We start from the raw sequence: 23298 nt of genomic DNA, 5'->3' as shown, positions 1-23298 counted from the left end.
TTAAATTACTGTCCGTTACGTAATATTTTGCCGCTACGAGCATCGATAATGGTTGAAGGCTGGCGCTGAGCACCAAGATCACCAGTTATCACAGCCGCAACAGTAGTGGAAAAAGTATCTTGAATTTCTGCTATGGTCAGTGCGGGCGCATGACCCGCTAAATTAGCACTAGTTGAAACAATGGCTTTATTAGTGGCGTCACATAATGCTTTTACCACTGGATGAGCCGAAACTCGCACCGCAATGGAATCAAACTCGCCACATAATAATTGGCTAACCTCTGACTTAATTGGCATCACAAAGGTAAAAGGCCCTGGCCACTTACTAAAGGCAAAGGCAAGTTGTGCCTCTGTGAGTTGTGATTCATCAATATAGGGCTGCAGTTGTTTATAGTCGCTGGCAACTAGGATAACGCCCTTTTGCCAAGGACGTTGTTTGATTTCAAGTAACTTTTGAATAGCTGATAGGTTATCAGGATCGCAGCCAAGGCCATAAACGGCTTCAGTGGGATAAGCAAACACCTCTCCTTGCTCAAACACTTCAGTAACATCTGTTGGATGCAACAATTGCATGAAATACCCTTTAATCTTATAAATTATCGATAAATTATACAGACAATAAGGATATGAACAAATACTGAGATAAGGCGAATAGAGTCAAAAAAGTTATATTGGACGCTTATATTTACATGATTTCTGCGGGCATTCTAAACGGCTTCCAGCTGCGCCCTTACGCTCAACTAAAATACCAAAATTACATTCAGGGCAAGATTCATTATGGGGCGGAAAATTCACTAAGTACTTACATTTAGGGTAAGTATTACAGGCAAAAAAGGTTTTACCAAAGCGACTGGTACGAGATTCTAAATGGCCTTTTTTACAATGGGGGCAGTTGATAACCTCTGCATTTTCATCGTGATCGTGTTTTTCAATGTGAGTACATTCAGGATAGTGAGTACAGCCAATAAAAATACCAAAACGGCCAGACTTAACTGCCAGCTCATTGCCACACTCTGGGCATTCAGAGCCTTCTATCACTTGAGTTTCAATGGACTCATGTTGAACTAGAGGCCGCGTAAAGTCACAAGTAGGATAATTATTACAGCCTATGAATCCACCATGTTTACTATTTTTAACTGACAACTCACAGCCACACTTTGGGCAGAGTTCAAACTCTTTCTCCAAAGCATGCTCGTGCACAGTAAACAATTGCTGATCGATTTTAGACATTTTACTCTCAATATTACATAAAGGTGTCACCCTATTCAGGTTACACAGGGATGACAAAATAGCCAAGCTGACGATCAAAAAAGGAGGCCTAGCCTCCTTATTTAGTTAACTCATGACAATAGGTTTAAAGACTTAAGAATGTAACCGCCCATCAGGCTGTTCAAAAATAAGATCTTCCATTTGCTCATAAGCAGACTCGTTGCCTGGTACATTAAATAACACCATCAACACCACCCACTTTAAATCTTCCAAGATTAGGGTGGTTTCATCTAGCGCCATCACCCGTTCGATGACCATTTCACGGGTTTCAACACTGAGCACTTGGATTTGTTCAAGAAACAATAAAAACCCACGGCACTCAACATCCAATTTATCCATTTCATCTTTGGTATAAATACGGAATGACTGCTGGGCATGATTGCACAAGTAAGGTTTATCACCTTCTTGTAAATCAGCCAATCTTTCTAGCCAAGACAGGGCTTTCAAAATATCTGCTTGATGAAAACCTGCTCGGGTTAACTCTTTGGTAAGCTCATCTTCGTCAACTAATAGCTCTACTTCGCTATGAACATAGTTTTCAAAAAGGTACATGAGGATATCAAACATGGTTATCTCCTCTCTAATCTGACGTAACCACCAGGCACTTGTGCCACCTGGCCCTGTAATTCAAGTTCAAGCATTTCAACTAACACCAGATCTATCGACTTTCCACTATGCTCGACTACTGCATCTAAACTAGTAGCCTCATAACCTACACTAGCTAACAGCGCAGAAAATGGCAAATTTGTTGTATTATCTGCTATATGGTGACGATTAGCGACATTTTCAAGGTGAAACTGCGTCAATGCGGACAATTCTTCAACAACATCTGTTGCACATTCTACCAATTTAGCGCCATTTTTTAACAAGTCATGGCAACCTTGGTTATAGCCACCGAGCACCGAGCCGGGCACTGCAAACACTTCTCGATTTTGCTCCATCGCCAAGCGCGCACTGATCAACGAGCCACTTTTGCGCGTTGCCTCCACAACAATCGTGCCCAGTGATAAACCACTAATAATGCGATTTCGCCGAGGAAAGTTACCTGCATAGGGGCCAACCTGCGGCCAAAACTCACTCAGTACACAACCTTGATGCTGGATTTGGTGATACAAATTGCTATGGCGTTTAGGGTAAATACATTCAACACCAGTACCTAATACCGCAAGGGTTACGCCATTACTGTCTACTGCTCCTTTATGGGCTGCACCATCAATCCCAGCCGCCATACCGCTGGTTATTGAAAAGCCCATCTGAACCATCTCTGTGGCTAACGCCTTTGCCATATTCAAACCACCAACGGATGCATTGCGACTCCCCACCATGCCAATTGAAGGTCGTAGCAAGGCTTCGAGTTGGCCTTTAATAAATAACACTCCGGGAGGATCTGATATTTGTTGCAGTAATGCGGGATAGTCAGGGTCTGACAAAGTAACAATGTGATGTTGCGGGGATAGATTAAGCCACTCAATGGCCAAATCAACTTTATCAAAATCAATTTGGCATTGAGACAGCAGCTTTGCCGATAATGGCAAAGACTGCTTTTCAAACTCTAAACGTTGCCGTAATTCCTCAACATCCATTTGAGTTAATAATTGTTGAATCCGGGCGGGTCCTAGCCCGGATACTGCACAAACAACTAGCCAGTCGACCAGTTTATTATCGATTACTCGCCTTTTAACTCAGTCGTCTTAGGGGTGACTAACTTATCGTCAACTCGCACAGGACGTTCATTGGCAATAATAATCGCCATACTGGTCTTTTCGAAAACTTTAAACACCATTAACTTGCCATGGAAAATATCAGGCATGGTAATAGCATTATCGTCAGATATTTTGGCTTTTAAGTTGTCGTAAGCACTACGATCAATGGTTGATACCGGCATGCCGTCACTATTGATGACAATGGTTTCACCATTGCGATAAATACCAAACACATGACCGGTGTCGATACCATCAACAGCCCCTTTATCAAGATAAACGATATCTAGCTTGCCAACTTCACGAATATCTTTCTCAATGGCTAACACGTTAGCAGGCACAGACTCTGGCGCCGCTTTAGGAATAAAGTAAGCTGACATCAGCGCTTCATCTTCTACCGGTGCAACTTTAAAACCGGCTTTCGATTCGCGTAAGTTACTCAGTAATTGTACTTTTGAAATGTCGCCAGATTCAATCACTCGACCACTGGCAGTCAAAATAATTTCTTGCCCTAGTAACTCGCTATTTTCTTTATCAAAAAACTCTCTACCTTCTTGGTATACCGCCAGCTTTTCACCAACAGGTAAATTGGCATTAATATAAACCACATCTCCTACTGTATGATGACGAGATGGACTTTCACCAGCAAGGATCATTGGCAAGCCATCAAGCCATTCTGGGTCTACGATTCGGTTTTGCACCAAATAAGGCTGGATCAGTGATAAATCAATAGCTGGGATTGGACCACCTTTGTCGCTAATGCGCCCTTCAGGGCCTTTTTTGATATGCTGCTTTAATACTAACCGTGGTTGTCCATCGATAAACACTAAGGTGAGTCGATCGCCAGGATAAATTAAATGCGGGTTCGCAATCTGTGGATTTGCGCCCCATAATTTAGGCCAACGCCAAGGATCGTCTAAGAAAAAGGCTGATATATCCCACAGCGTATCGCCTTTTTTAACGATATATGAATCGGGGTGACCAGACTTTAATGTTAATTTATCAGCCAAAACCAAGGTTGAGGCTATGGTACTTAGTGTCAAAAACGCGAGTAAAAATATCCGTTTCATGGTTCATTCCATGTGTTTAGCTCTTTATTAGAGCTTTTGCTGTTATTGATAGTCAGTAAGGATTAAAATTAACCCATTAACCAAGCCAGTATAGCTAACTGGCTGAAATTTGACAGACTTGTTAAGAGTTTATATATGCCATTATTAAAAGTTTTACGTTTTCCAGATGAAAGATTACGCACAGTTGCTAAGCCTGTCACCGATTTTGGTGAGGTTTTGCAAACCCAAATAGATAACATGCTTGAAACAATGTACGAGGAAAAAGGCATTGGACTTGCGGCTACTCAGGTAGATTTCCATCAACAATTAATTGTGATGGACCTGCAGGATGAAGTTGAGCGTCCGACCATTTTCATTAATCCTGAGATTGTCAGCAAAAGCGGCGAGCTCACTAATGAAGAAGGCTGTCTTTCGGTTCCGGGCATTTACGCTAAAGTTGATCGTGCTGAATTTGTTACCTTAAAAGCCCAAGATCGTCACGGTAAAGAGTTTACGGTTGAAGCGGATGAGCTATTTGCCATCTGTCTACAGCACGAAATGGATCATTTAAAAGGCAAGTTGTTCGTCGATTACTTGTCAAAAATGAAACGTGACCGTATCAAGACTAAACTTGAGAAAGAAGCCCGTTTAGAAGCAAAAGAAGCATAGGACTCCATTTGAAACCGTTAAATATTATCTTTGCTGGCACGCCAGACTTTGCCGCTTTACATTTGCAGGCACTTATTAATTCCGACCACAATGTGATTGCGGTGTATTCGCAGCCAGATAGACCTGCGGGCCGTGGCAAAAAACTGCAAGCAAGCCCGGTAAAGCAGCTTGCTGTTGCCAACGATATCCCTGTATATCAGCCGCCATCATTACGCAAAGAGGATGCCCAAGCAGAGCTTGCTGCCTTAAACGCTGACATTATGGTCGTCGTTGCATACGGATTAATCCTGCCAAAGATAGTATTAGATACGCCAAAACTGGGTTGTATTAATGTACACGGTTCTATATTGCCTCGCTGGCGTGGCGCCGCGCCAATCCAGCGCGCGCTTTGGGCTGGTGACAGCGAAACTGGCGTCACGATTATGCAAATGGATATCGGTTTAGATACTGGTGACATGTTACTTAAAACGTCGCTTAAAATTGAAGACACCGACACTTCTGCAACCTTGTATAGCAAATTAGCCGAACAAGGACCGCCAGCGTTAATAGAAGCGCTTGAAGGTTTAAGCAAAGGCACCCTCGTTGCTGAACAACAAGATGAATCTTTAGCTAACTATGCTGAAAAGTTATCTAAAGAAGAAGCTCAAATAGATTGGACTAAGCCTGCGAAACAATTATGGCAAGAAATTCGCGCCTTTAACCCTTGGCCAGCTAGTCATTTTAGCCACCAAGGCAATACCATCAAGGTATGGCAAGCGAGTTACAATAATGCTGTTGATAGTAATGCCACACCTGGTACCGTACTAGACAGCAATAAGCAAGGTGTCACCGTCGCTACAGGCGAAGGCTCTTTGCAGCTACAAGTCATGCAATTACCGGGTAAAAAGCAAATGCCTGTCGCAGATATTCTTAACTCACGCGCAGACTGGTTTGCCCCAGGGGTAAACTTTAACCCAGTCGCGAAAGAAGACAATGAGGCACAGCCATAATGAATGTTAGAGCGCTCGCAGCCAAAGCCATTTTCAATGTACTTGAGAAAGGCATTTCACTATCGGTGGCCTTGCCAGATCAACAACAACATCTCGAAAATGGTAAAGACAAAGCCCTATTAGCAGAACTTTGTTATGGCGTAATGCGTCAACTGCCACAACTGGATAAATGTGTCAGTGACTGCTTAAGCAAACCCTTTAAAGGTAAGCAGCGTATATTGCACCAATTATTATTGGTGGGTTGTTATCAGCTTTACTTCACTCGAATTCCTGCTCATGCGGCCATTTCAGAAACCGCTGAAGCCTGCCGCCAAATGAAATTTGATGGTTTAGTTAAAGTGGTTAATGGTGTTCTTCGTAATATTCAACGTAAAGAAGCACCACTAAATACTGACAACGACACCCTGAAATACAATACTCCTGCTTGGTTTATTAAACGCCTAAAATCGGCCTACCCAGATCAATGGCAACAAGTTATTGAGCAAAGCCATCAACGCCCACCAATGTGGCTGCGCAACAATCAGCTATCACAAACCCGTGAGCAATACTTAGCGCTACTTGCTGAACAAGAAGTAGAAGCCAGTGCCGGTGCGAGTGATGATGCGATTTTACTTGCTAGTCCAACAGATGTAATGCGATTACCCGGTTTTGCTGAAGGCTCAGCCTCAGTACAAGATGGGGCCGCGCAGTGGGCAGCAACGCTATTAGCACCAGAAACTAATGAACTGGTTCTTGATGCCTGTGCTGCACCCGGCGGAAAAACCTGCCATCTAATAGAAACTGCGCCAAACATTAGTCTAGTCGCGGTAGATTTTGATGAAAAACGCTTAGAGCGTGTGCAACAAAATCTGGACAGATTACAATTAAAAGCGCAAGTTATTCATGGTGATGCAGCCAATATTGATACTTGGTGGCAAGGTGAAAAGTTTGACCGGATCTTATTAGATGCCCCTTGCTCTGCAACCGGTGTCATTCGTCGCCACCCTGACATTAAGTGGCTACGTAAAAACAGTGATATTGATGAACTGGCTTTACTGCAACAACAAATCATTGATCATTGCTGGAAATGGCTGAAACCCGGCGGCACCATGCTTTATGCCACTTGCTCAATTTTGCCAGAAGAAAACAGCCAGCAAATAGAGCAATTTTTACAAAGAACAAGCGATGCGACATTAGTACCAATCGCCCAACAATCATCTGCTGATGATATTGGTTGGCAATTGCTACCAGGCCAAAACAATTGTGATGGCTTTTACTACGCACGTTTAGTTAAAGCGCTTTAAGCTCGTTTAGTAGGGATACCCGCACAGCAATGAAAATTATTATTTTGGGCGCAGGCCAAGTTGGCGGCACACTGGCTGAAAACCTCGTCGGTGAAAATAACGACATCACCTTAGTGGATAATAACCGCGCCAGAGTTAAATACTTACAAGATAAATTCGATTTGCAAACCGTCATCGGCCATGGTGCTCACCCGAGCACCTTAAAAAGGGCCGGCGCAGAAGATGCCGATATGCTAATTGCAGTCACCAATAGTGATGAATGCAATATGGCTGCATGCCATATTGCATACAGCTTATTTGGCACCCCAACCAAAATAGCCCGGATCCGCTCAGAAGCTTACCTTGAGCAGCGCGACAAATTGTTCATCAATACCGAAGTTAAAAACAGTGACACCAAATTACGTGGTGGCTTTGTTATTGATGAATTGATTGCCCCAGAGCAACTTGTTACCGCCTATATTGAACGTTTAGTGCAATACCCTGGCGCACTGCAAGTACTCGAGTTTGCTAAAGGCAAATTAAGCCTAGTGGCCATTAAGGCTTATTATGGTGGGCCATTAGTGGGTAACGCGCTGGCAACGCTGCGTGAACATATGCCGAATATTGATACCCGGGTCGCGGCTATTTTCCGTAAAGGCAAAGCGATTATGCCCCGCGGTACCACCATTATCGAAGCCGATGATGAAGTGTTTTTCGTTGCCGACACCCGCCATGTGCGAGCGGTGATGAGTGAAATGCAAAAGCTGGATAATTCTTACCGTAATATCATGATCGCCGGTGGTGGTAATATTGGTTATGGCCTTGCAAAAAGATTACAAAAAAAGCACTCAGTCAAACTCATTGAACACAGTTTAGAGCGCGCAGAAAGCCTGTCAGAAAGGTTAGAAAACTGCACAGTATTTAACGGTGATGCATCGGATCAAGAGTTACTGCAAGAAGAGCACATTGACCAAACAGATGTGTTTATAGCTGTCACCAATGATGACGAAGCTAACATTATGTCGGCGCTATTAGCTAAGCGAATGGGCGCCAAAAAAGTCATGGTGCTTATTCAACGTGAAGCCTATGTGGATATTGTCCAAGAAGCCAATATCGATATTGCAATTTCGCCGCAGCAAACCACCATTTCAGCCTTACTGACCCATATCCGCCAAGGCGATATTTGTAATGTTTACTCATTACGTCGCGGCGCAGCTGAAGCTATCGAAGCCATTGCCCATGGCAGTTCTTCCACCTCAAAAGTGGTCGGCAAGCAAATCAGCGACATAAAATTACCCCCAGGAACGACCATTGGCGCTATCGTTAGAAATGATGAAGTGATTATGGGTCATGATAAAACCGTCATTGAAGAAGGAGATCATGTGATTCTATTTTTAGTAAATAAAAAGTTCATTGGCGATGTAGAAAAGCTGTTCCAACCGAGCGCGTTTTTCTTCTAGCGTCACCATTAATGGCACTATGCTGAATTTAAAACCGCTACTGTTTGTCATTGGCGCTTTTTTATCTATTCTCACTGGCTTCATGCTGGTGCCAATGGCTTTTGCGCTGTTTTATCATGAAGAAACTATCGGCGCATTTATGATGTCCGGGTTGTTTAGCGGCCTCGTTGCGATTTTATGTATTCAAGCTGGCCGCAGCAGCGACGTTAACCTTAATATCCGCGATATGTTTTTTCTCACCAGCATGACTTGGCTGGTAGTCAGTTTATTTGCCGCCTTACCTTTCACCCTTTACCACGGTATTAACTATACCGACGCCTTTTTCGAAACCATGTCCGGCATCACCACCACAGGCTCAACTGTGCTGTCAGGCTTAGACGACATGGACCACAGCATTTTAATTTGGCGATCCCTATTACAATGGCTTGGTGGGATCGGTTTTATTGTCATGGCGGTAGCCATTCTGCCTTTTCTCAATGTCGGTGGTATGCGCCTGTTTCGCACCGAGTCGTCAGACTGGAGCGACAAAACCACTCCGCGTACCCAACATATGGCCAAGTACCTTTTTGAAGTCTATGCCGTGCTTACTGTGTTATGTGCCTTGGCCTATCACTTGTCTGGGATGCATTGGTTTGAAGCTATTAACCATGCAATGACCACACTGTCTACTGGCGGCTATTCAACGTCTGACAGCTCAATGTCAGCTTTCACTCCAGCAGCCCATTGGGTAGCAATTGTGTTTATGGCCGCGGGAGGTTTACCACTGCTAATGTTTGTGCAAAGCATTCAACAAAAAACCTTAAAGATATGGAATGACGAACAAGTTAAGGGCTTTGTTAAATTTATTGTACTGGTGTCGGTAACCCTTGGGGTTTGGTTATGGTTGAAGTCAGATATGGCATTTATCGATGCTATTCGTTTATCCAGTTTTAATGTCATATCAGTGGTTACAACGACTGGCTATGGCTTAACCGATTATCAGGCATGGGGCGCTTTTGCCAGTATCAGTTTTTTATTTCTGATGTTTGCTGGTAGCTGCTCCGGCTCGACCTCTGGTGGGATTAAAATATTTCGCTTTCAGATTTCACTTAAAGTCATGCTCCAGCAATTAACTCAACAAGTCCATCCTCAAGCTGTAGTCAGTAAGCGCTATAATCATCGCGTCATTGATAATGATATTATTCGCTCAATTATGGCCTTTATCATGCTGTTTTTGATTGTGATTATATTACTTGCGGTGACCTTGGTGCTCACAGGCTTAGATCCTGTAACCAGTATTTCAGGCGCCATTACTGCGGTAACTAATGTCGGCCCAGGTCTTGGGCCTGTTATTGGGCCTGCGGGTAATTTTGCCAGCTTACCGGATACCGCTAAATGGGCGCTGGCTTTTGGAATGTTATTGGGGCGATTAGAAATCATTACCGTGGCGGTACTGTTCGCCCCCAAATTTTGGAAGTACTAATTAGACGCACTAGCTTGAAGTACTAACGTAACAAGCTAACTCAAAGAGCTAGCTCGCGACCGCTGTAACCCCAAGGCTGACTACATGATCGGCATACACTTTCACATCTTCCCAATCAGTGTAATCAATCACGCTCTTAGGATCAGTCGGGCCGTCAGTCATTTTCATAATTAAGCGAATCGCCAAGCTGTCATACCAAGTCCACGATGGGTAATTCACTTTACCTGCAATGATTTTGACATCTTGTGGCTGCCAAGGTGAAAGCTCAATAAACTTTTGTAGGTATTTATTATTTTCTGGAATGCGTTTTTCAGGCTTACGTGCCACAACGTTGACACAGAAAAAGCTATTGGGCTTGCTGCTCAGCTGTTGTTGGTAACGATTAACAAATTCAAATACCGACTTATGATAAGAACCATATAAAACACAAGCCCCTAACGCAATAACATCATAGCTTGCCCAATCAATGTCAGCATGGTTATTATCAAGAATATTGACCACATCACACTGATGACCGTTATGGACAATCTGCTCTGCAATTGCACGACTAATTTGTGCAGTATGCCCACCTCTTGAATAATAAATAACTAAAGTTTTTGCCATTTCAACACCGATTGTTGCTTGAATAAGCAGCCATTGTTACAAAAAAGGCTATTATAATCGTGCTCTTTGATCACAAATTAGAAACGTCTCATATAATTAGATGATAAAATTGAGATCTAAGTTCGCCAGCAGTATGATGAATCTGAGTATTAAATCAGTAATAGGTAAATAAATGTCTAAAAATATTGATGTAGAGTCGATGCTAGGTAATGCCGAGATGGCAGCCAAATGGCTAAAAGCGATTGCTAATCCTTATCGATTGATGATTTTGTGTTTACTGCTGGAAAAAGAACGCAGTGTCACTGAATTAAATGAAACGGTGCCATTAAGCCAATCAGCATTATCTCAACACCTTGCAGTCATTCGAGCCCAAGATTTAGTCAATACTCGTAAAAGCTCACAGAACGTGTATTACACCCTAAAAAATGCTGAAGTGACTGAAGTTATCTCAATTTTGCATCGTTTATATTGCGCAGCTTAATAAGCCTTAACGACTATTAAGCTGAATAAAGTCATTGGCAAACTCATCGACTTTATTCCAATCGGTAAACTCATAAGTACCTGTGATATCTGTTGGCCCTTTGGTCATCCACATGATAAAGCGGATCATCACTCTATCCATGGTGCTATATTTAGGGTAATCAATTTTGCCCGCAAACACGCCCAGCAGTTTAGGGTGCCACTGAGAAAGCTGCAAAAACTTTTGCATATAAGGATTGGTTTCAGGGGTATTTTTAAGGGGTTTTCGAGCGACGACATTCACCGTAAAAAATGCACTCTTCATCGAAGATAATACTGTCAGGTTAGCTGTTATAAATTCATATAACTCAGGGCGGTGTTTGCCATAACGAATACTGGCACCGATCAGCACTTTATCAAAATCTGTTAACGATAATTCCGCAGCCTCAGCTAAGGAGACTAAAGTCACTAGCTCTCCAGCATCTTGCAATCGCTGTTTAATCTGCTGACAAATGGCCAATGTCTGCCCATCAACCGTTGAATAGATCATGATACTTTTAAGCATTTATCTTCCTTTGATGTCACCCTTAGCTAAAACTATGTGTCGACCGTTCGTTGCCAGAGTTCATTGTAAAAGTTGCGCAGTATTGCTCCACTTTTAAAACAAGCCGCGCAACTAGTTCTTCCAAAACGTCGGCGTAAATAATACTAACAAGGTAAACACTTCTAAACGGCCAAATAGCATGGCCAGTACCAACACCCATTTAGCCCCATCAGTCACGCTGGCATAGTTACTGGCCACCTCTCCTAAGCCTGGGCCTAGATTATTAATACTGGCAGCTGTTGCACTAAAGGCGGTAATGGCGTCCATTTCCATTGCCATTAATAGCACCATACAAATGACAAACACTAAGGCATACGCAGAGAAAAATCCCCATACCGCATCAATGACACGATCAGGCAAAGCAGACTTACCAATTCGAATCGAATACATGGCCTTAGGGTGTATTAAACGCTTCATTTCACGAGAGCCTTGTAGCAACAAGAGCACAAAGCGGATCACTTTCATGCCGCCCCCGGTAGAGCCAGCACAACCACCAATAAAACTAGAAAAGATTAATAATATAGGCAAAAACAATGGCCAAGAGTTAAAACTTTCGGTGCCAAAACCAGCCGTAGTGGATATCGACACCACCTGGAAAAAAGCATAATCTAAGGTCTGCTCTGGCGAATCATATATGCCAGCATTATATAAAGTCGCGAAACAAATAGCGGTTAATACCAATTGAATACCAATTAAGGCTTTAAATTCAGCATCACGAAAATAGACTTTAAAATTAATCCCCCGCCAACTGAACGCGGCGAAATGCAGGCTAAAGTTAACAGCCGCAATCAGTAAAAACACCGCACAAATAACATTGATCAGCGGGCTATTAAAATAGCCAATACTGGCATCATGAGTTGAGAAACCACCAATAGCAATGGTCGAGAATGAATGACAAATAGCATCAAAGGCGCTCATGCCAGCAAAATAAAATGCTGTCGCACAAGCCACAGTTAATAATAAGTAGATATACCAAAGCGCCTTGGCGGTCTCGGCAATTCGCGGTTTCATCTTACTGTCTTTTACCGGCCCGGGTATTTCAGCTTTATAGAGCTGCATACCACCAATACCTAACAGCGGCAAAATGGCTACCGCGAGCACAATGATCCCCATGCCACCCATCCACTGCAGCAGATGTCGATAAAACAATATCGCTTTGGGTAAATCATCGAGGCCGACAATCACGGTGGCCCCTGTGGTAGTCAACGCTGAAAAGGATTCAAAGAAGCTGTCTGTCCAACTTAAGTCGGGCTCGGTAGAAAAGATAAATGGTAGTGCCCCGATGGAGCCCAGTACCGTCCAAAACATCACCACAATCAAAAAGCCTTCGCGGGTGCGCAAATCGCCTTTTTGAGCCCGGTTTGGATACCAAAGTAAAAAACCTAAAAATAAACTGACGCAAAACGCCTGTATAAATGCAGTACCGCCGCCATCTTTATAAAAAATGGCGACTAATGCAGGTGGCAGCATAGTGATAGAAAATAATCCCATCAGCAGGCCAGTGATTCTAATAATTGTTTTATATTGCACTGTGTTTATATCGCATAGGTTTTATTTTGCACTAATTTGAGAGCATCGTTGTTAATGCCGCCCAAGACTCGGGCGCGCTAATAAGCCATAACACCTCAGCTAATCACATCTTTAAAGATCAGCGATTAACAATTGAGCTTATTATCGTTATGACTTTGTATTTTGGCATACTTTTTACACTCATCAAACGTTAAACTTTGCCTTAAGCTGACCTTGGGTTTGGGTGGCCAGCTCACGATTAAAGTCATCATGAAATGCTTTGGCAATTTCAAATTCAATTTCGATAACATCAGTAAAGACTTTATTGCTGATAACACCATCAAATTGATTAACCAAATATTCAATTTGATTAAGTTGCGGGTAACTGCAACTCAGCTTAGTACTATAGCGAATATATTTAGTTTTGGTCTCAAGTTCGGTTAAACCAGACTTGATCCCCGATGAGTAAGCCCGCACTAAGCCACCCACGCCTAACTTAGTGCCGCCAAAGTAGCGCACTACAATAGCGCCAATCTCACCAATATTTGAACCTTGTAACGTTGCTAACATCGGCCGACCAGCACTGCCTGCAGGCTCGCCATCGTCGCTGCTGCCAATGGCAATACTATTTTGCGGATCGGACGCCACAAAAGCATAGCAATAATGGTTAGCGCCCGGGTATTCCAGCCTCATGTTAGTAAGCGCACACTTCAACTCTAATTCACTACTACAGTGAAACAGCACAGTGATAAATCGACTGTGCTTGATATCTTCTTCGATGGTGAGTGTTTGATTGGGTATTTGGTATTGTTCAGTCAATGAGACCTAGCTCTCGGGTCATGTTTTCGTTTCTATCTTGGTGCACAATAACATTATCTTCAATTCGAATGCCGCCAAAAGGTCTTAATTCGTCGACTTTATCCCAATTTATTTGCGATTGTCGCCGATCGGCTTTTAGTCCTGCCAGTAATGAGTCGATAATATATATCCCCGGTTCAATAGTAAAAACTTGGTTAGCGGCGATTTCACGGGTGCAACGTAAAAATGGATGCCCAGCTGGTGTCGGAATATGGGTGCCTGCTTCATCACCTAAAAAGCCGCCCATATCGTGTACTTGTAACCCCAGCATGTGGCCTAAACCATGGGGGCAGAAAACACTGGTAATCCCCTGCTCGACCAAGCCTTGAGCATCACCTGTTGCCAAATTAAAGTCCAACATCAAATTAGCCAGTTTTGCATGAAAACGTAAGTGTAAATCAGGGTATTTAACCCCAGGCTTCATCATATCGACTAGTGACAACTGCAACTTGTTCATCTCCACAATCAACTCGTAGAAACTATTTTTCTCAAAAGAGTAAGTACGGGTAATGTCAGATGCATAACCATTATAGTTAGCGCCCGCATCGATTAAGAATGATAACCGTGGTGACGGGATTTGATGCTCTAATACGGTGTAATGCAATATCGCCGCATTTTGGTTAAGGGCAACAATATTGCCATAGGGTACTTCGTTTTCAGTTTGGCCAATGGCGGATAAATACTGCTGCTGAATTTCAAACTCGCTGCCACCATTATAAAAAGCATTCTTAGCCGCTAAGTGGCCTTTTATTGCAGTTTGGTTAGCGCGGCGCAAACATTCCAGTTCGTACTGGGTTTTATCGGCGCGGTGATAATGCAGGTAATTCATTACCGCATCAGGATTACAGCAACTGATGCCGAGCACTTCAGCCACATCAATATGCTCACCAATATATGCCCAGTGCGATAAATCAGCCGGTAATAATTGCGCCACTTGGTCTGCTTTAGTCAGCAATTTAATCTCAAAATGTTCAGCCCAAAAATCATTGGGCTCATCACTGACTTTATGCCAAAAATCCACCGGGCGATAAAATATCAGCTGCGGTTTATCAACTCCGTTAGCGACAACCCAACAATTGGGGTTATCAAGCACAGGTAACCAGGCTTTAAACTGTGGATTAACTTTAAATGGGTAACTTAAATCATCAAGAAACTGGCGATGAGCCTGGCCTGAATGAATAACTAACCCATCAAGCTGTTCACTTTGTGTTATTTCGGCAACACGGCGATTTAGTTCTGCAATGTGTGCATGATAAAAATGAGCAAGCTGATCCATTATTTCAGTCCCTGTAATGATTTTTTGTTATGAAAGAACTTGTGAAGTGTATCACAAAGGGCAAAATTGACTCTAGCTGCCAATTATTTAAACGGACGTTTAAATTGGGTGTTGTATTTTATTTCATTTCGTCGCACACTGTTTGGCAACTGGTCAAATGATGGCCGTCGCTGCTGTGAAAACAAAGCTAGATAACAACACAGTGATTGTGATGTAGAAGTCGCTTTTAGCAAAAAGGAAGCAAGCAATGATCTACCAAAGTCCTACGATTCAAGTTGAGTTATTAGAGGATAATATTGCCAAGCTGTGCTTTAACGCACCGGGTTCGGTAAATAAATTCGATAAAGAAACTCTTTCTTCATTAGATGCTGCATTAGAAAGCATCAAGCAAAACACCAACATACAAGGCCTACTGGTTACCTCTGGTAAAAGTACCTTTATCGTTGGCGCTGATATCACAGAATTTTTAGGTTTATTTGAGCAAGATGATGCCACCTTATTATCTTGGGTCGAACAAGCCAGCGCAGTATTTGATAAACTTGAAGACTTACCATTCCCAACAGCTTCTGCTGTAAATGGTTTTGCATTAGGTGGCGGTTGTGAAGCTATCCTTGCGACTGACTTACGCATCGCTGACACCAACGCCCGTATTGGCTTGCCAGAAACCAAGCTTGGTTTAATCCCAGGTTTTGGTGGTACTGTGCGCTTACCTCGTGTGATTGGTGCTGACAACGCACTAGAATGGATCACCACAGGTAAAGATCAACGCCCAGAGGCTGCTTTAAAAGTTGGCGCTATTGATGCGGTTGTTGCACCTGAAAATTTAGAAGCTGCTGCTCTACAAATGCTAAAAGATGCCATCAACGAAAAGTTAGATTGGCAGTCTCGCCGCGCACGTAAACTTAAACCACTTACATTGCCAAAGCTTGAAGCTATGATGTCGTTTGCGACAGCTAAAGGCATGGTCTTTAAAGTTGCAGGTAAACATTACCCTGCACCTATGATGGCGGTTAGCGTTATTGAACAAGCTGCAACACTTGATCGCGCTGAAGCACTTAAAGTTGAAAACAAAGCTTTCATCAAATTAGCGAAAACGGAAGTAGCCACTGCATTAATTGGCATTTTCTTAAACGACCAGTTCGTTAAAGGCAAAGCTAAAAAAGCCGGTAAACTGGCTAAGAAAGTAAACAGCGCTGCAGTATTAGGCGCTGGCATCATGGGTGGCGGTATCGCTTACCAAAGTGCAAGTAAAGGTACACCGATTGTCATGAAAGACATCGCCCAGCCTGCATTAGATTTAGGTTTAGGTGAAGCGGCTAAATTACTGACAGCGCAAGTTAAGCGTGGCCGTTCTACGCCAGCTAAAATGGCTGCAGTTTTAAACAACATCACTCCAGCATTAGATTATGCACCAATTAAAGATGCTGACGTTATCGTTGAAGCTGTAGTTGAGCATCCTAAAGTTAAAGCGTCTGTATTAGCTGAAGTTGAAAATTATGTTGCAGATGATGCCATCATTGCATCAAACACCTCGACAATCTCAATTAACTTATTAGCGAAGAGCATGAAGAAACCTGAACGTTTCTGCGGCATGCACTTCTTTAATCCAGTACATAAAATGCCATTAGTTGAAGTCATTCGTGGCGAAAACAGCTCAGAAGAAACTATTGCTTCTGTTGTGGCATATGCCAGCAAAATGGGCAAAACTCCAATCGTTGTTAATGATTGTCCAGGCTTCTTTGTTAACCGCGTATTGTTCCCTTACTTTGCCGGCTTCAGCGGCTTACTTGCTGACGGTGCTGATTTTGCCAAAGTCGATAAGGTAATGGAAAAACAATTCGGTTGGCCAATGGGCCCAGCATACTTACTTGACGTTGTTGGTCTAGATACAGGTCATCATGCACAAGCAGTTATGGCTGAAGGTTTCCCTGACCGCATGGGTAAAAATGGCAAAGATGCTATCGACATCATGTTTGAAAGTGAGCGCTTTGGTCAGAAGAATACTAAAGGGTTCTACTCTTACTCTGTTGACCGTCGCGGTAAGCCAAAGAAAGATTTAGATCCAACAAGCTATGAATTGTTAGGTAAAGAATTTGGTGAGCTAAAAGAATTCGAAGCAGATGAAGTTATCGCTCGTTGTATGATCCCAATGATTATCGAAACGGTTCGTTGTTTAGAAGAAGGCATTATTGCTTCTCCTGCTGAAGGCGATATGGGTCTGGTTTACGGTATTGGTTTTCCACCATTTAGAGGCGGTGTATTCCGTTACCTAGATACCATGGGTGTTGCTAACTTTGTTGCACTTGCTGACAAGTTTGCTCACTTAGGTGGTTTATATCAAGTGACTGATGCAATGCGTGAGCTTGCAGCCAATAACGGTACATACTACCCAGCCTAATTAGCAGTAAAGGAATAACATCATGAAAAACGCTGTAATCGTCGACTGCATTCGTACTCCGATGGGCCGCTCTAAGGCTGGAGTATTTAGAAATGTACGTGCAGAAACTTTATCTGCAGAGCTAATGAAATCATTATTAGCACGTAATCCAAAACTTAATCCAACAGATATCGAAGATGTTATCTGGGGTTGTGTGCAACAAACTCTTGAGCAAGGTTTCAACATTGCTCGTAACGCGGCGCTTTTAGCTGGCATTCCAAAATCAGCTGGCGCCGTAACGGTTAACCGCTTATGTGGTTCATCAATGGATGCCTTGCATCAAGCAGCCCGCGCAATTATGACTGGCCAAGGCGATACCTTTATCGTTGGTGGTGTTGAGCACATGGGTCATGTACCAATGAACCATGGTGTAGACTTCCACCCAGGTCTTGCTGCTAACGTGGCAAAAGCATCTGGCATGATGGGCTTAACCGCTGAAATTCTAGGCAAAATGCACGGTATTACTCGTGAACAACAAGACGCTTTTGCTGTACGTTCTCATCAACGCGCTCATGCTGCTACTGTTGAAGGTCGTTTTGATAATGAAATCGTTCCTATCGAAGGACACGATGCAAACGGCGCGTTAATTAAAGTGACTCACGATGAAGTTATTCGTCCAGAGACGTCATTAGAGTCTTTATCAGGTCTACGCCCAGCGTTTGACCCAGCTAACGGCACAGTAACAGCGGGGACCTCTTCTGCACTTTCTGACGGCGCTTCAGCTATGTTAGTGATGGAAGAAGAAAAGGCTCGCGAATTAGGTTTACCGATTCGTGCTCGTATCCGCTCTATGGCGGTTGCTGGTTGTGATGCAGCAATTATGGGTTACGGCCCAGTTCCTGCAACTAACAAAGCCTTAGCTCGCGCTGGATTAAACATAGATGATATGGACGTGATTGAATTGAATGAAGCATTCGCTGCGCAATCATTACCATGTGTTAAAGATCTTGGTTTAACTGATGTTGTTGACGAAAAAGTTAACTTAAATGGTGGCGCGATTGCATTAGGTCATCCATTAGGTTGTTCAGGTACGCGTATCTCAACAACACTGATTAACTTGATGGAAGCAAAAGATGCTAAATATGGTTTAGCCACTATGTGTATTGGTTTAGGCCAAGGCATTGCAACTATCTTTGAGCGCGTTGATAGCTAAATCTAATTTACTATTACAGCTACATTAGTAGCATCAAAATTAAAAACCGAGCTATCTAGCTCGGTTTTTTTATCCCTGCTTTTAAAGCAATGTTTCACGTGGAACATCATATTTCGGTGAGCATAACATCACGCTTTACTAATAAAGCTAGCATCAGTGTTGCATCAAACTTTAACCAGAGTAAAATTAGCGCAATTGTTGAGTAAGAAGAATTGATATGACTAAAGATTTTACTGCCGCAGACCACCACTTAGATGCGCTTGGTTTACGTTGCCCAGAACCTGTAATGATGATCCGTAAAACTGTGCGTAAAATGGCAGAAGGTGAAAGCCTATTAATTACTGCTGATGATCCAGCAACCACCCGTGATATTCCAAGCTTTTGTGAGTTTATGGATCATACTCTTCTAGCAAGTGATACTAACCAAACACCATATAAATACCTGATTAAAAAAGGCCTCTAATCATGATTTCGTTACACGCTATTGCTTACAAAACTGCTAAAAAAGGGCCGATGAAGCCAGTATTTTGTGCCAAGGTAAGTTTATTAAAAGGCGTTGAAAACGATATTTTTGGAAAACCCGGAAAACGGCAAGTGACCGTCATGTCGCAGCAACAGTGGCAATTAGCCTGTAATGAAATTAATGCCGATTTAGACTGGTTAACCCGAAGAGCCAATATATTAATTGATGGCTATAAGTTTAGCGCCGCAGATGTTGGTAAAGTCATTAAACTTGGTAATGATGTTAGCTTACTGATTACCGGTGAAACCGACCCATGTAAAAAAATGGAGCAGTCACAGCAAGGTCTTGAAAAAGCCCTCACCCCAGATTGGCGTGGTGGCGTAACCTGTAAAGTGATAACTGAAGGCCTGATCCAAATTGATGATCAGGTTTCAATAATAACCATATAAGTGTGCCTATTGAGTTTTATCTTTAATGACCGTTGCACTGAGCAAAAATGAATAACTATTCAGTGCTGTATTACACTAAACAAACTTGCAAAATTAGATACATACTCACGTATTTTTATACGACTTAATTAAAACTCAGCTCAAAGCCCCCCCCACAATTTAACCAACATACAGCAATTTATCAGATTGAAATAGCTAAACACCCAGCTTCATATCGCTGAGCTGCAAATAATTATTCTACAGCCTAGCAGTCACCCGATAGCTGTCATTATTTGAAACAGAATATCTATTTAGTTATTGGCTAATATATGCGATAAATGTCATCAGATTTGTAACTCGCCAATAACACTAAGAAACATAAAAGTGTTAACGCGACCTATAACAATAATGACAACAAATGGACTGTGCATGCTAACTTCAAAAATAAAACCTCTCTACACTGCGATAGCGTTAAGCTTAGCAAGTGTTTCTCTTGCTGCTAATGCCTCTGATGATGCTTCTAAAGAAACAGAAAAATGGCAAGTTAATGCGCCTGCGAACGCGCCGCTAGAAAAACTCTCTATTGATGTCACCGAAGGCACATGGATGAATGTCAGCGTTTCCCCTGACGGTAAGACCATAGTGTTTGACTTACTCGGTGATATTTATCAAATGCCAATAAAAGGTGGCGAGGCAAAAAAACTCGCTTCTGGCATCGCTTGGCAAATGCAACCGGTATATAGCCCAGATGGCAAATATATTGCCTTCACCTCAGATGAAGATGGCGGTGATAATATTTGGGTAATGAATGCTGACGGTTCGAACCCACATCCTGTAACCAGTGAAACCTTCCGCTTGCTCAATAGCCCAGCTTGGAGCCCTGACTCACAATACTTAGTGGCCCGCAAACATTTTACCGGTAGTCGCAGTTTAGGTGCTGGTGAAGTGTGGATGTATCACGTCGCTGGCGGCGAAGGGGTAAAATTAACTGAGCGTCCGAACGAACAAAAAGATTTAGGCGAGCCTGCCTATTCACCTGATGGCAGATATATTTATTTCAGCCAAGATGCTACCCCAGGCAAAACCTTTCACTACTCAAAAGATTCAGTAAAAGGTATTTATAAAATTAAGCGCTACGATACTCAGTCTGGTGATATAGAAGTATTACTTGAAGGCACTGGCGGCGCCATTCGCCCAACACCTAGCCCTGATGGCACCAAGTTAGCTTATATCAAACGTGATGGCTTCCAATCTTCGCTGTATTTACTCGATTTAAAATCAGGGGCGCAAACTAAGCTTTATGGTGATTTAGATCGTGATATGCAAGAAACATGGGCAATTCATGGTGTGTATCCGACCATGTCTTGGACCCAAGACAATGAACAAATTGTTTTTTGGGCCAAAGGTAAAATTAATAAATTAACCCTTGAAGACAAGTCTGTTGAGAATATTCCTTTCAGCGTTAAAACTGAATTAGAGGTGCAACCATCAGTACGCTTCACTCAAAATCTAGATAAGGATAATTTCGACGTAAAAATGCTGCGTATGGCACAAGTCTCACCTAACGGTGAAAAAGTGGTTTTTGAAGCATTAGGCAAACTTTGGATCCGTGATATTGAAGATGGTAAACAAAAGCGTTTAACTCGACTTGATGATGACGTTAATGAACTATTCCCGCAATGGTCACGGGACGGCAAGAATATCGTCTTTACCACTTGGAATGATCAAGACCAAGGCACCGTCAGTATTGTGAGTAGCAAAGGTGGTCGCAGTAAACAACTGACATCACTGCCAGGTAAATATGTCGAACCAACCTTTTCACCAGATGGTAAAACCGTTGTCTACCGTAAAGCGAAAGGCGGATATGTCACTCCTAGAACTTGGTCCCAAGAACCGGGTTTATATAAAGTTGATCTAAAGAATAAGCAAAATATCAAAGTTTCAGCTAGCGGTTATCAGCCACAATTTGGCGCTGATAATAATCGTGTCTTTTTTATGGATCACGGTAAAACCCCAGAACTGGCATCAATCAGTTTAGACGGCTTTGAAAAACGCACTCACTACACTAGCGAACATGCTACCGAATTTAGAGTATCACCAAATGGTGAGCACCTTGCCTTTGCTGAACGCTTTAGAGTTTATGTCACCCCTTTTGCCAAGCATGGCGAAACCATCAAAATCAGCCCGAAAGCGAAAAACTTACCAGTAATGCAATTAAGTGCCCGCGCAGGTGAAAGCATTAGCTGGAACAGTAACAATGAAGAAATTTATTGGACTTTAGGCCCAGACCTTTATCAAGCCAAAGTGGATACTGACTACAACAGCGATGAGGAAGCTAAGCCTGAAGTTACTGCTATTGGTTTCACTAAAAAAGCAGATGTTCCACGTGGAACAATCGCATTTGTTGGTGGCAAAATCATTACCATGGAAAATGACCAAGTTATTGATAATGGTGTTGTCATCGTTAAAGATAATAAAATTGTCAATGTTGGCGATGCTAACTTAACCATTCCAACTGATGCACAAGTCATCGACATTAAAGGTAAAACTTTAATGCCAGGTTTATTTGATGCCCATGCTCATGGTAGCCAAGCAGATGATGAAATCACGCCACAGCAAAACTGGCAATTATACTCAGCACTGTCATTGGGCGTGACTGCAATACATGATCCGTCAAATGACACCACTGAGATTTTTGCAGCATCAGAGCAACAAAAAGCCGGTAATATTGTGGGTCCGCGCATATTCTCAACCGGAACTATTTTATACGGCGCTAATGCACCAGGTTACACATCCCATGTAGATTCACTGGATGATGCAAAATTCCATTTAGAGCGTCTTAAAAAGGTAGGCGCTTTCAGCGTGAAAAGTTACAACCAACCACGTCGTAACCAACGCCAACAAGTGATTCAGGCTGCCCGTGAATTAGAAATGATGGTGGTTCCTGAAGGTGGTAGTTTGCTGCAGCATAACTTGTCGATGATTGCTGATGGCCATACCACTGTCGAACACTCATTACCCGTTGGTTCTATCTATAGCGATATTAAACAGTTCTGGAGTCAAACCAAAGTCGGTTATACCCCAACACTGGTTGTCGCATATGGCGGTATTTCTGGCGAGCATTACTGGTACGATAAAACTGATGTTTGGGCACACCCTCGCTTAAGCATGTATGTTCCGTCTGATATTCTTAATGCCCGCTCAATGAGAAGAACAACTGCACCGGATGAACATTACAATCACTTCAATGTGGCACGGGTTGCCAATGAGCTAAATGATATTGGCATCAAACCCAATATTGGTGCTCATGGTCAACGTGAAGGTTTAGCGGCGCACTGGGAAATGTGGATGTTTGCTCAAGGTGGTATGAGCAATATGGATGTGCTGAAAACAGCAACCATAAACCCTGCAACCACCTTCGGTATGGATCATCAAATAGGCTCAATTAAAGCCGGTAAACTAGCTGATATTATTGTGATTGACGGCGACCCATTAACTGATATTCGTGTGACTGATAAAGTGTCTTACACCATGGTCAATGGTAAGTTATTTGATTCAGAAACCATGAATCAATTGAATGGCGAAGAAGTTAGCCGTAAACCATTTTTCTTTGAGAAAAAAGATTAATACTGAGGCAACAAGCTTAGGC

General features: G+C 42.7%; 21 protein-coding genes. 11 read left to right on the top strand and 10 right to left on the bottom strand.

The window, feature by feature from the left end:
- Positions 1 to 5 precede the first annotated feature (5 nt).
- The 5 genes from BCU57_RS18890 to BCU57_RS18870 form a co-directional block, all read right to left on the bottom strand.
- Complete coding sequence (locus tag BCU57_RS18890; RefSeq protein WP_102436458.1) at positions 6 to 572, bottom strand: L-threonylcarbamoyladenylate synthase; 567 nt, start codon at positions 570 to 572, stop codon at positions 6 to 8.
- Between the two features lie 93 nt (positions 573 to 665).
- Positions 666 to 1229 (bottom strand): type I DNA topoisomerase, encoded by a 564-nt coding sequence (locus BCU57_RS18885; RefSeq protein ID WP_102436456.1) that lies wholly within the window; start codon positions 1227 to 1229, stop codon positions 666 to 668.
- A gap of 132 nt (positions 1230 to 1361) precedes the next feature.
- Positions 1362 to 1835: a DUF494 family protein gene (locus BCU57_RS18880; RefSeq protein ID WP_076541718.1), complete on the bottom strand. Its 474-nt coding sequence runs from the start codon at positions 1833 to 1835 to the stop codon at positions 1362 to 1364.
- A gap of 2 nt (positions 1836 to 1837) precedes the next feature.
- The gene (gene dprA, locus BCU57_RS18875) at positions 1838 to 2851 is read right to left on the bottom strand and encodes a DNA-processing protein DprA (RefSeq protein ID WP_102436454.1); all 1014 of its coding nucleotides are present in this window, start codon (positions 2849 to 2851) and stop codon (positions 1838 to 1840) included.
- A gap of 83 nt (positions 2852 to 2934) precedes the next feature.
- Complete coding sequence (locus BCU57_RS18870) at positions 2935 to 4038, bottom strand: LysM peptidoglycan-binding domain-containing protein (protein WP_198589321.1); 1104 nt, start codon at positions 4036 to 4038, stop codon at positions 2935 to 2937.
- A 135-nt stretch (positions 4039 to 4173) separates the two neighbouring features.
- On the opposite strand from BCU57_RS18870, the gene def reads away from it, so the two are divergent.
- The 5 genes from def to BCU57_RS18845 are packed head-to-tail and all read left to right on the top strand — an operon-like array spanning position 4174 to position 9859.
- Entirely contained in the window at positions 4174 to 4686 is a 513-nt protein-coding gene (gene def / locus BCU57_RS18865; RefSeq protein WP_206747546.1) for a peptide deformylase, read from the top strand.
- Positions 4687 to 4694: 8 nt separating this feature from the next.
- Positions 4695 to 5675, top strand: a complete 981-nt coding sequence (gene fmt / locus BCU57_RS18860; RefSeq protein ID WP_102436450.1) for a methionyl-tRNA formyltransferase — start codon at positions 4695 to 4697, stop codon at positions 5673 to 5675.
- The gene (rsmB, locus tag BCU57_RS18855; protein ID WP_102436448.1) at positions 5675 to 6958 is read left to right on the top strand and encodes a 16S rRNA (cytosine(967)-C(5))-methyltransferase RsmB; all 1284 of its coding nucleotides are present in this window, start codon (positions 5675 to 5677) and stop codon (positions 6956 to 6958) included. Before fmt ends, rsmB begins: the two co-directional genes overlap by 1 nt.
- Positions 6959 to 6987: 29 nt before the next feature.
- A complete protein-coding gene (trkA, locus tag BCU57_RS18850) occupies positions 6988 to 8397 on the top strand; it encodes a Trk system potassium transporter TrkA (RefSeq protein WP_076541730.1) in 1410 nt (469 codons plus the stop codon).
- Positions 8398 to 8416: 19 nt separating this feature from the next.
- The gene (locus tag BCU57_RS18845; protein WP_102436446.1) at positions 8417 to 9859 is read left to right on the top strand and encodes a TrkH family potassium uptake protein; all 1443 of its coding nucleotides are present in this window, start codon (positions 8417 to 8419) and stop codon (positions 9857 to 9859) included.
- Positions 9860 to 9907: 48 nt separating this feature from the next.
- Here BCU57_RS18845 and hemG (BCU57_RS18840) read toward each other — a convergent pair whose 3' ends face one another.
- Entirely contained in the window at positions 9908 to 10462 is a 555-nt protein-coding gene (gene hemG / locus BCU57_RS18840; RefSeq protein ID WP_102436444.1) for a menaquinone-dependent protoporphyrinogen IX dehydrogenase, read from the bottom strand.
- 172 nt (positions 10463 to 10634) lie between these two features.
- Here hemG (BCU57_RS18840) and BCU57_RS18835 point away from each other — a divergent pair, with 172 nt between their 5' ends.
- Positions 10635 to 10943 (top strand): ArsR/SmtB family transcription factor, encoded by a 309-nt coding sequence (locus BCU57_RS18835; protein WP_076541734.1) that lies wholly within the window; start codon positions 10635 to 10637, stop codon positions 10941 to 10943.
- A 6-nt stretch (positions 10944 to 10949) separates the two neighbouring features.
- On the opposite strand, the gene hemG (BCU57_RS18830) is transcribed toward BCU57_RS18835, so the two are convergent.
- The 4 genes from hemG (BCU57_RS18830) to pepQ all read right to left on the bottom strand — a co-directional run bounded on the left by hemG (BCU57_RS18830) (position 10950) and on the right by pepQ (position 15168).
- Positions 10950 to 11486: a menaquinone-dependent protoporphyrinogen IX dehydrogenase gene (hemG, locus tag BCU57_RS18830; protein ID WP_102436442.1), complete on the bottom strand. Its 537-nt coding sequence runs from the start codon at positions 11484 to 11486 to the stop codon at positions 10950 to 10952.
- A 111-nt stretch (positions 11487 to 11597) separates the two neighbouring features.
- A complete protein-coding gene (locus BCU57_RS18825) occupies positions 11598 to 13055 on the bottom strand; it encodes a TrkH family potassium uptake protein (protein WP_102436440.1) in 1458 nt (485 codons plus the stop codon).
- Positions 13056 to 13238: 183 nt separating this feature from the next.
- On the bottom strand, positions 13239 to 13853 hold the full coding sequence (locus BCU57_RS18820; protein WP_102436438.1) for a YigZ family protein: 615 nt from the start codon (positions 13851 to 13853) through the stop codon (positions 13239 to 13241).
- Positions 13846 to 15168: a Xaa-Pro dipeptidase gene (pepQ, locus tag BCU57_RS18815; RefSeq protein WP_102436436.1), complete on the bottom strand. Its 1323-nt coding sequence runs from the start codon at positions 15166 to 15168 to the stop codon at positions 13846 to 13848. The genes BCU57_RS18820 and pepQ overlap by 8 nt, the downstream gene beginning before the upstream one ends.
- A 247-nt stretch (positions 15169 to 15415) precedes the next feature.
- On the opposite strand from pepQ, the gene fadB reads away from it, so the two are divergent.
- The 5 genes from fadB (at position 15416) to BCU57_RS18790 (ending at position 23276) form a co-directional block, all read left to right on the top strand.
- Positions 15416 to 17566, top strand: a complete 2151-nt coding sequence (gene fadB, locus BCU57_RS18810) for a fatty acid oxidation complex subunit alpha FadB (RefSeq protein WP_102436434.1) — start codon at positions 15416 to 15418, stop codon at positions 17564 to 17566.
- Between the two features lie 22 nt (positions 17567 to 17588).
- Positions 17589 to 18758: an acetyl-CoA C-acyltransferase FadA gene (gene fadA / locus BCU57_RS18805; protein WP_102436432.1), complete on the top strand. Its 1170-nt coding sequence runs from the start codon at positions 17589 to 17591 to the stop codon at positions 18756 to 18758.
- Positions 18759 to 18975: 217 nt separating this feature from the next.
- Complete coding sequence (gene tusA / locus BCU57_RS18800; protein WP_102436430.1) at positions 18976 to 19221, top strand: sulfurtransferase TusA; 246 nt, start codon at positions 18976 to 18978, stop codon at positions 19219 to 19221.
- 2 nt (positions 19222 to 19223) lie between these two features.
- Positions 19224 to 19670 carry an MOSC domain-containing protein gene (locus tag BCU57_RS18795; RefSeq protein WP_102436428.1) on the top strand — a complete coding sequence of 149 codons (447 nt, stop codon included), beginning with the start codon at positions 19224 to 19226 and terminating at the stop codon, positions 19668 to 19670.
- A 408-nt stretch (positions 19671 to 20078) separates the two neighbouring features.
- Positions 20079 to 23276 carry an amidohydrolase family protein gene (locus tag BCU57_RS18790; RefSeq protein ID WP_102436426.1) on the top strand — a complete coding sequence of 1066 codons (3198 nt, stop codon included), beginning with the start codon at positions 20079 to 20081 and terminating at the stop codon, positions 23274 to 23276.
- The last annotated feature ends 22 nt before the right edge of the window (positions 23277 to 23298 follow it).

Origin of the sequence: Shewanella sp. 10N.286.48.B5 (assembly GCF_002874355.2) — a bacterium.
Taxonomy (GTDB): Bacteria; Pseudomonadota; Gammaproteobacteria; order Enterobacterales; family Shewanellaceae; genus Shewanella.
This window is presented reverse-complemented; position numbering and strand designations above follow the sequence as displayed.

Excerpts from the sequence above, each read along its gene's own strand:
- def (WP_206747546.1), top strand. The coding sequence starts at position 4,174 with ATGCCATTATTAAAAGTTTTACGTTTTCCAGATGAAAGATTACGCACA.
- fadB (WP_102436434.1), top strand. The coding sequence starts at position 15,416 with ATGATCTACCAAAGTCCTACGATTCAAGTTGAGTTATTAGAGGATAAT.
- trkA (WP_076541730.1), top strand. The coding sequence starts at position 6,988 with ATGAAAATTATTATTTTGGGCGCAGGCCAAGTTGGCGGCACACTGGCT.
- BCU57_RS18790 (WP_102436426.1), top strand. The coding sequence starts at position 20,079 with ATGCTAACTTCAAAAATAAAACCTCTCTACACTGCGATAGCGTTAAGC.
- hemG (WP_102436442.1), bottom strand. The coding sequence starts at position 11,486 with ATGCTTAAAAGTATCATGATCTATTCAACGGTTGATGGGCAGACATTG.
- BCU57_RS18885 (WP_102436456.1), bottom strand. The coding sequence starts at position 1,229 with ATGTCTAAAATCGATCAGCAATTGTTTACTGTGCACGAGCATGCTTTG.
- pepQ (WP_102436436.1), bottom strand. The coding sequence starts at position 15,168 with ATGGATCAGCTTGCTCATTTTTATCATGCACACATTGCAGAACTAAAT.
- hemG (WP_102436444.1), bottom strand. The coding sequence starts at position 10,462 with ATGGCAAAAACTTTAGTTATTTATTATTCAAGAGGTGGGCATACTGCA.
- rsmB (WP_102436448.1), top strand. The coding sequence starts at position 5,675 with ATGAATGTTAGAGCGCTCGCAGCCAAAGCCATTTTCAATGTACTTGAG.
- BCU57_RS18870 (WP_198589321.1), bottom strand. The coding sequence starts at position 4,038 with ATGAAACGGATATTTTTACTCGCGTTTTTGACACTAAGTACCATAGCC.
- dprA (WP_102436454.1), bottom strand. The coding sequence starts at position 2,851 with ATGGATGTTGAGGAATTACGGCAACGTTTAGAGTTTGAAAAGCAGTCT.
- BCU57_RS18835 (WP_076541734.1), top strand. The coding sequence starts at position 10,635 with ATGTCTAAAAATATTGATGTAGAGTCGATGCTAGGTAATGCCGAGATG.
- BCU57_RS18845 (WP_102436446.1), top strand. The coding sequence starts at position 8,417 with ATGCTGAATTTAAAACCGCTACTGTTTGTCATTGGCGCTTTTTTATCT.
- tusA (WP_102436430.1), top strand. The coding sequence starts at position 18,976 with ATGACTAAAGATTTTACTGCCGCAGACCACCACTTAGATGCGCTTGGT.
- BCU57_RS18795 (WP_102436428.1), top strand. The coding sequence starts at position 19,224 with ATGATTTCGTTACACGCTATTGCTTACAAAACTGCTAAAAAAGGGCCG.
- BCU57_RS18890 (WP_102436458.1), bottom strand. The coding sequence starts at position 572 with ATGCAATTGTTGCATCCAACAGATGTTACTGAAGTGTTTGAGCAAGGA.
- fadA (WP_102436432.1), top strand. The coding sequence starts at position 17,589 with ATGAAAAACGCTGTAATCGTCGACTGCATTCGTACTCCGATGGGCCGC.
- BCU57_RS18880 (WP_076541718.1), bottom strand. The coding sequence starts at position 1,835 with ATGTTTGATATCCTCATGTACCTTTTTGAAAACTATGTTCATAGCGAA.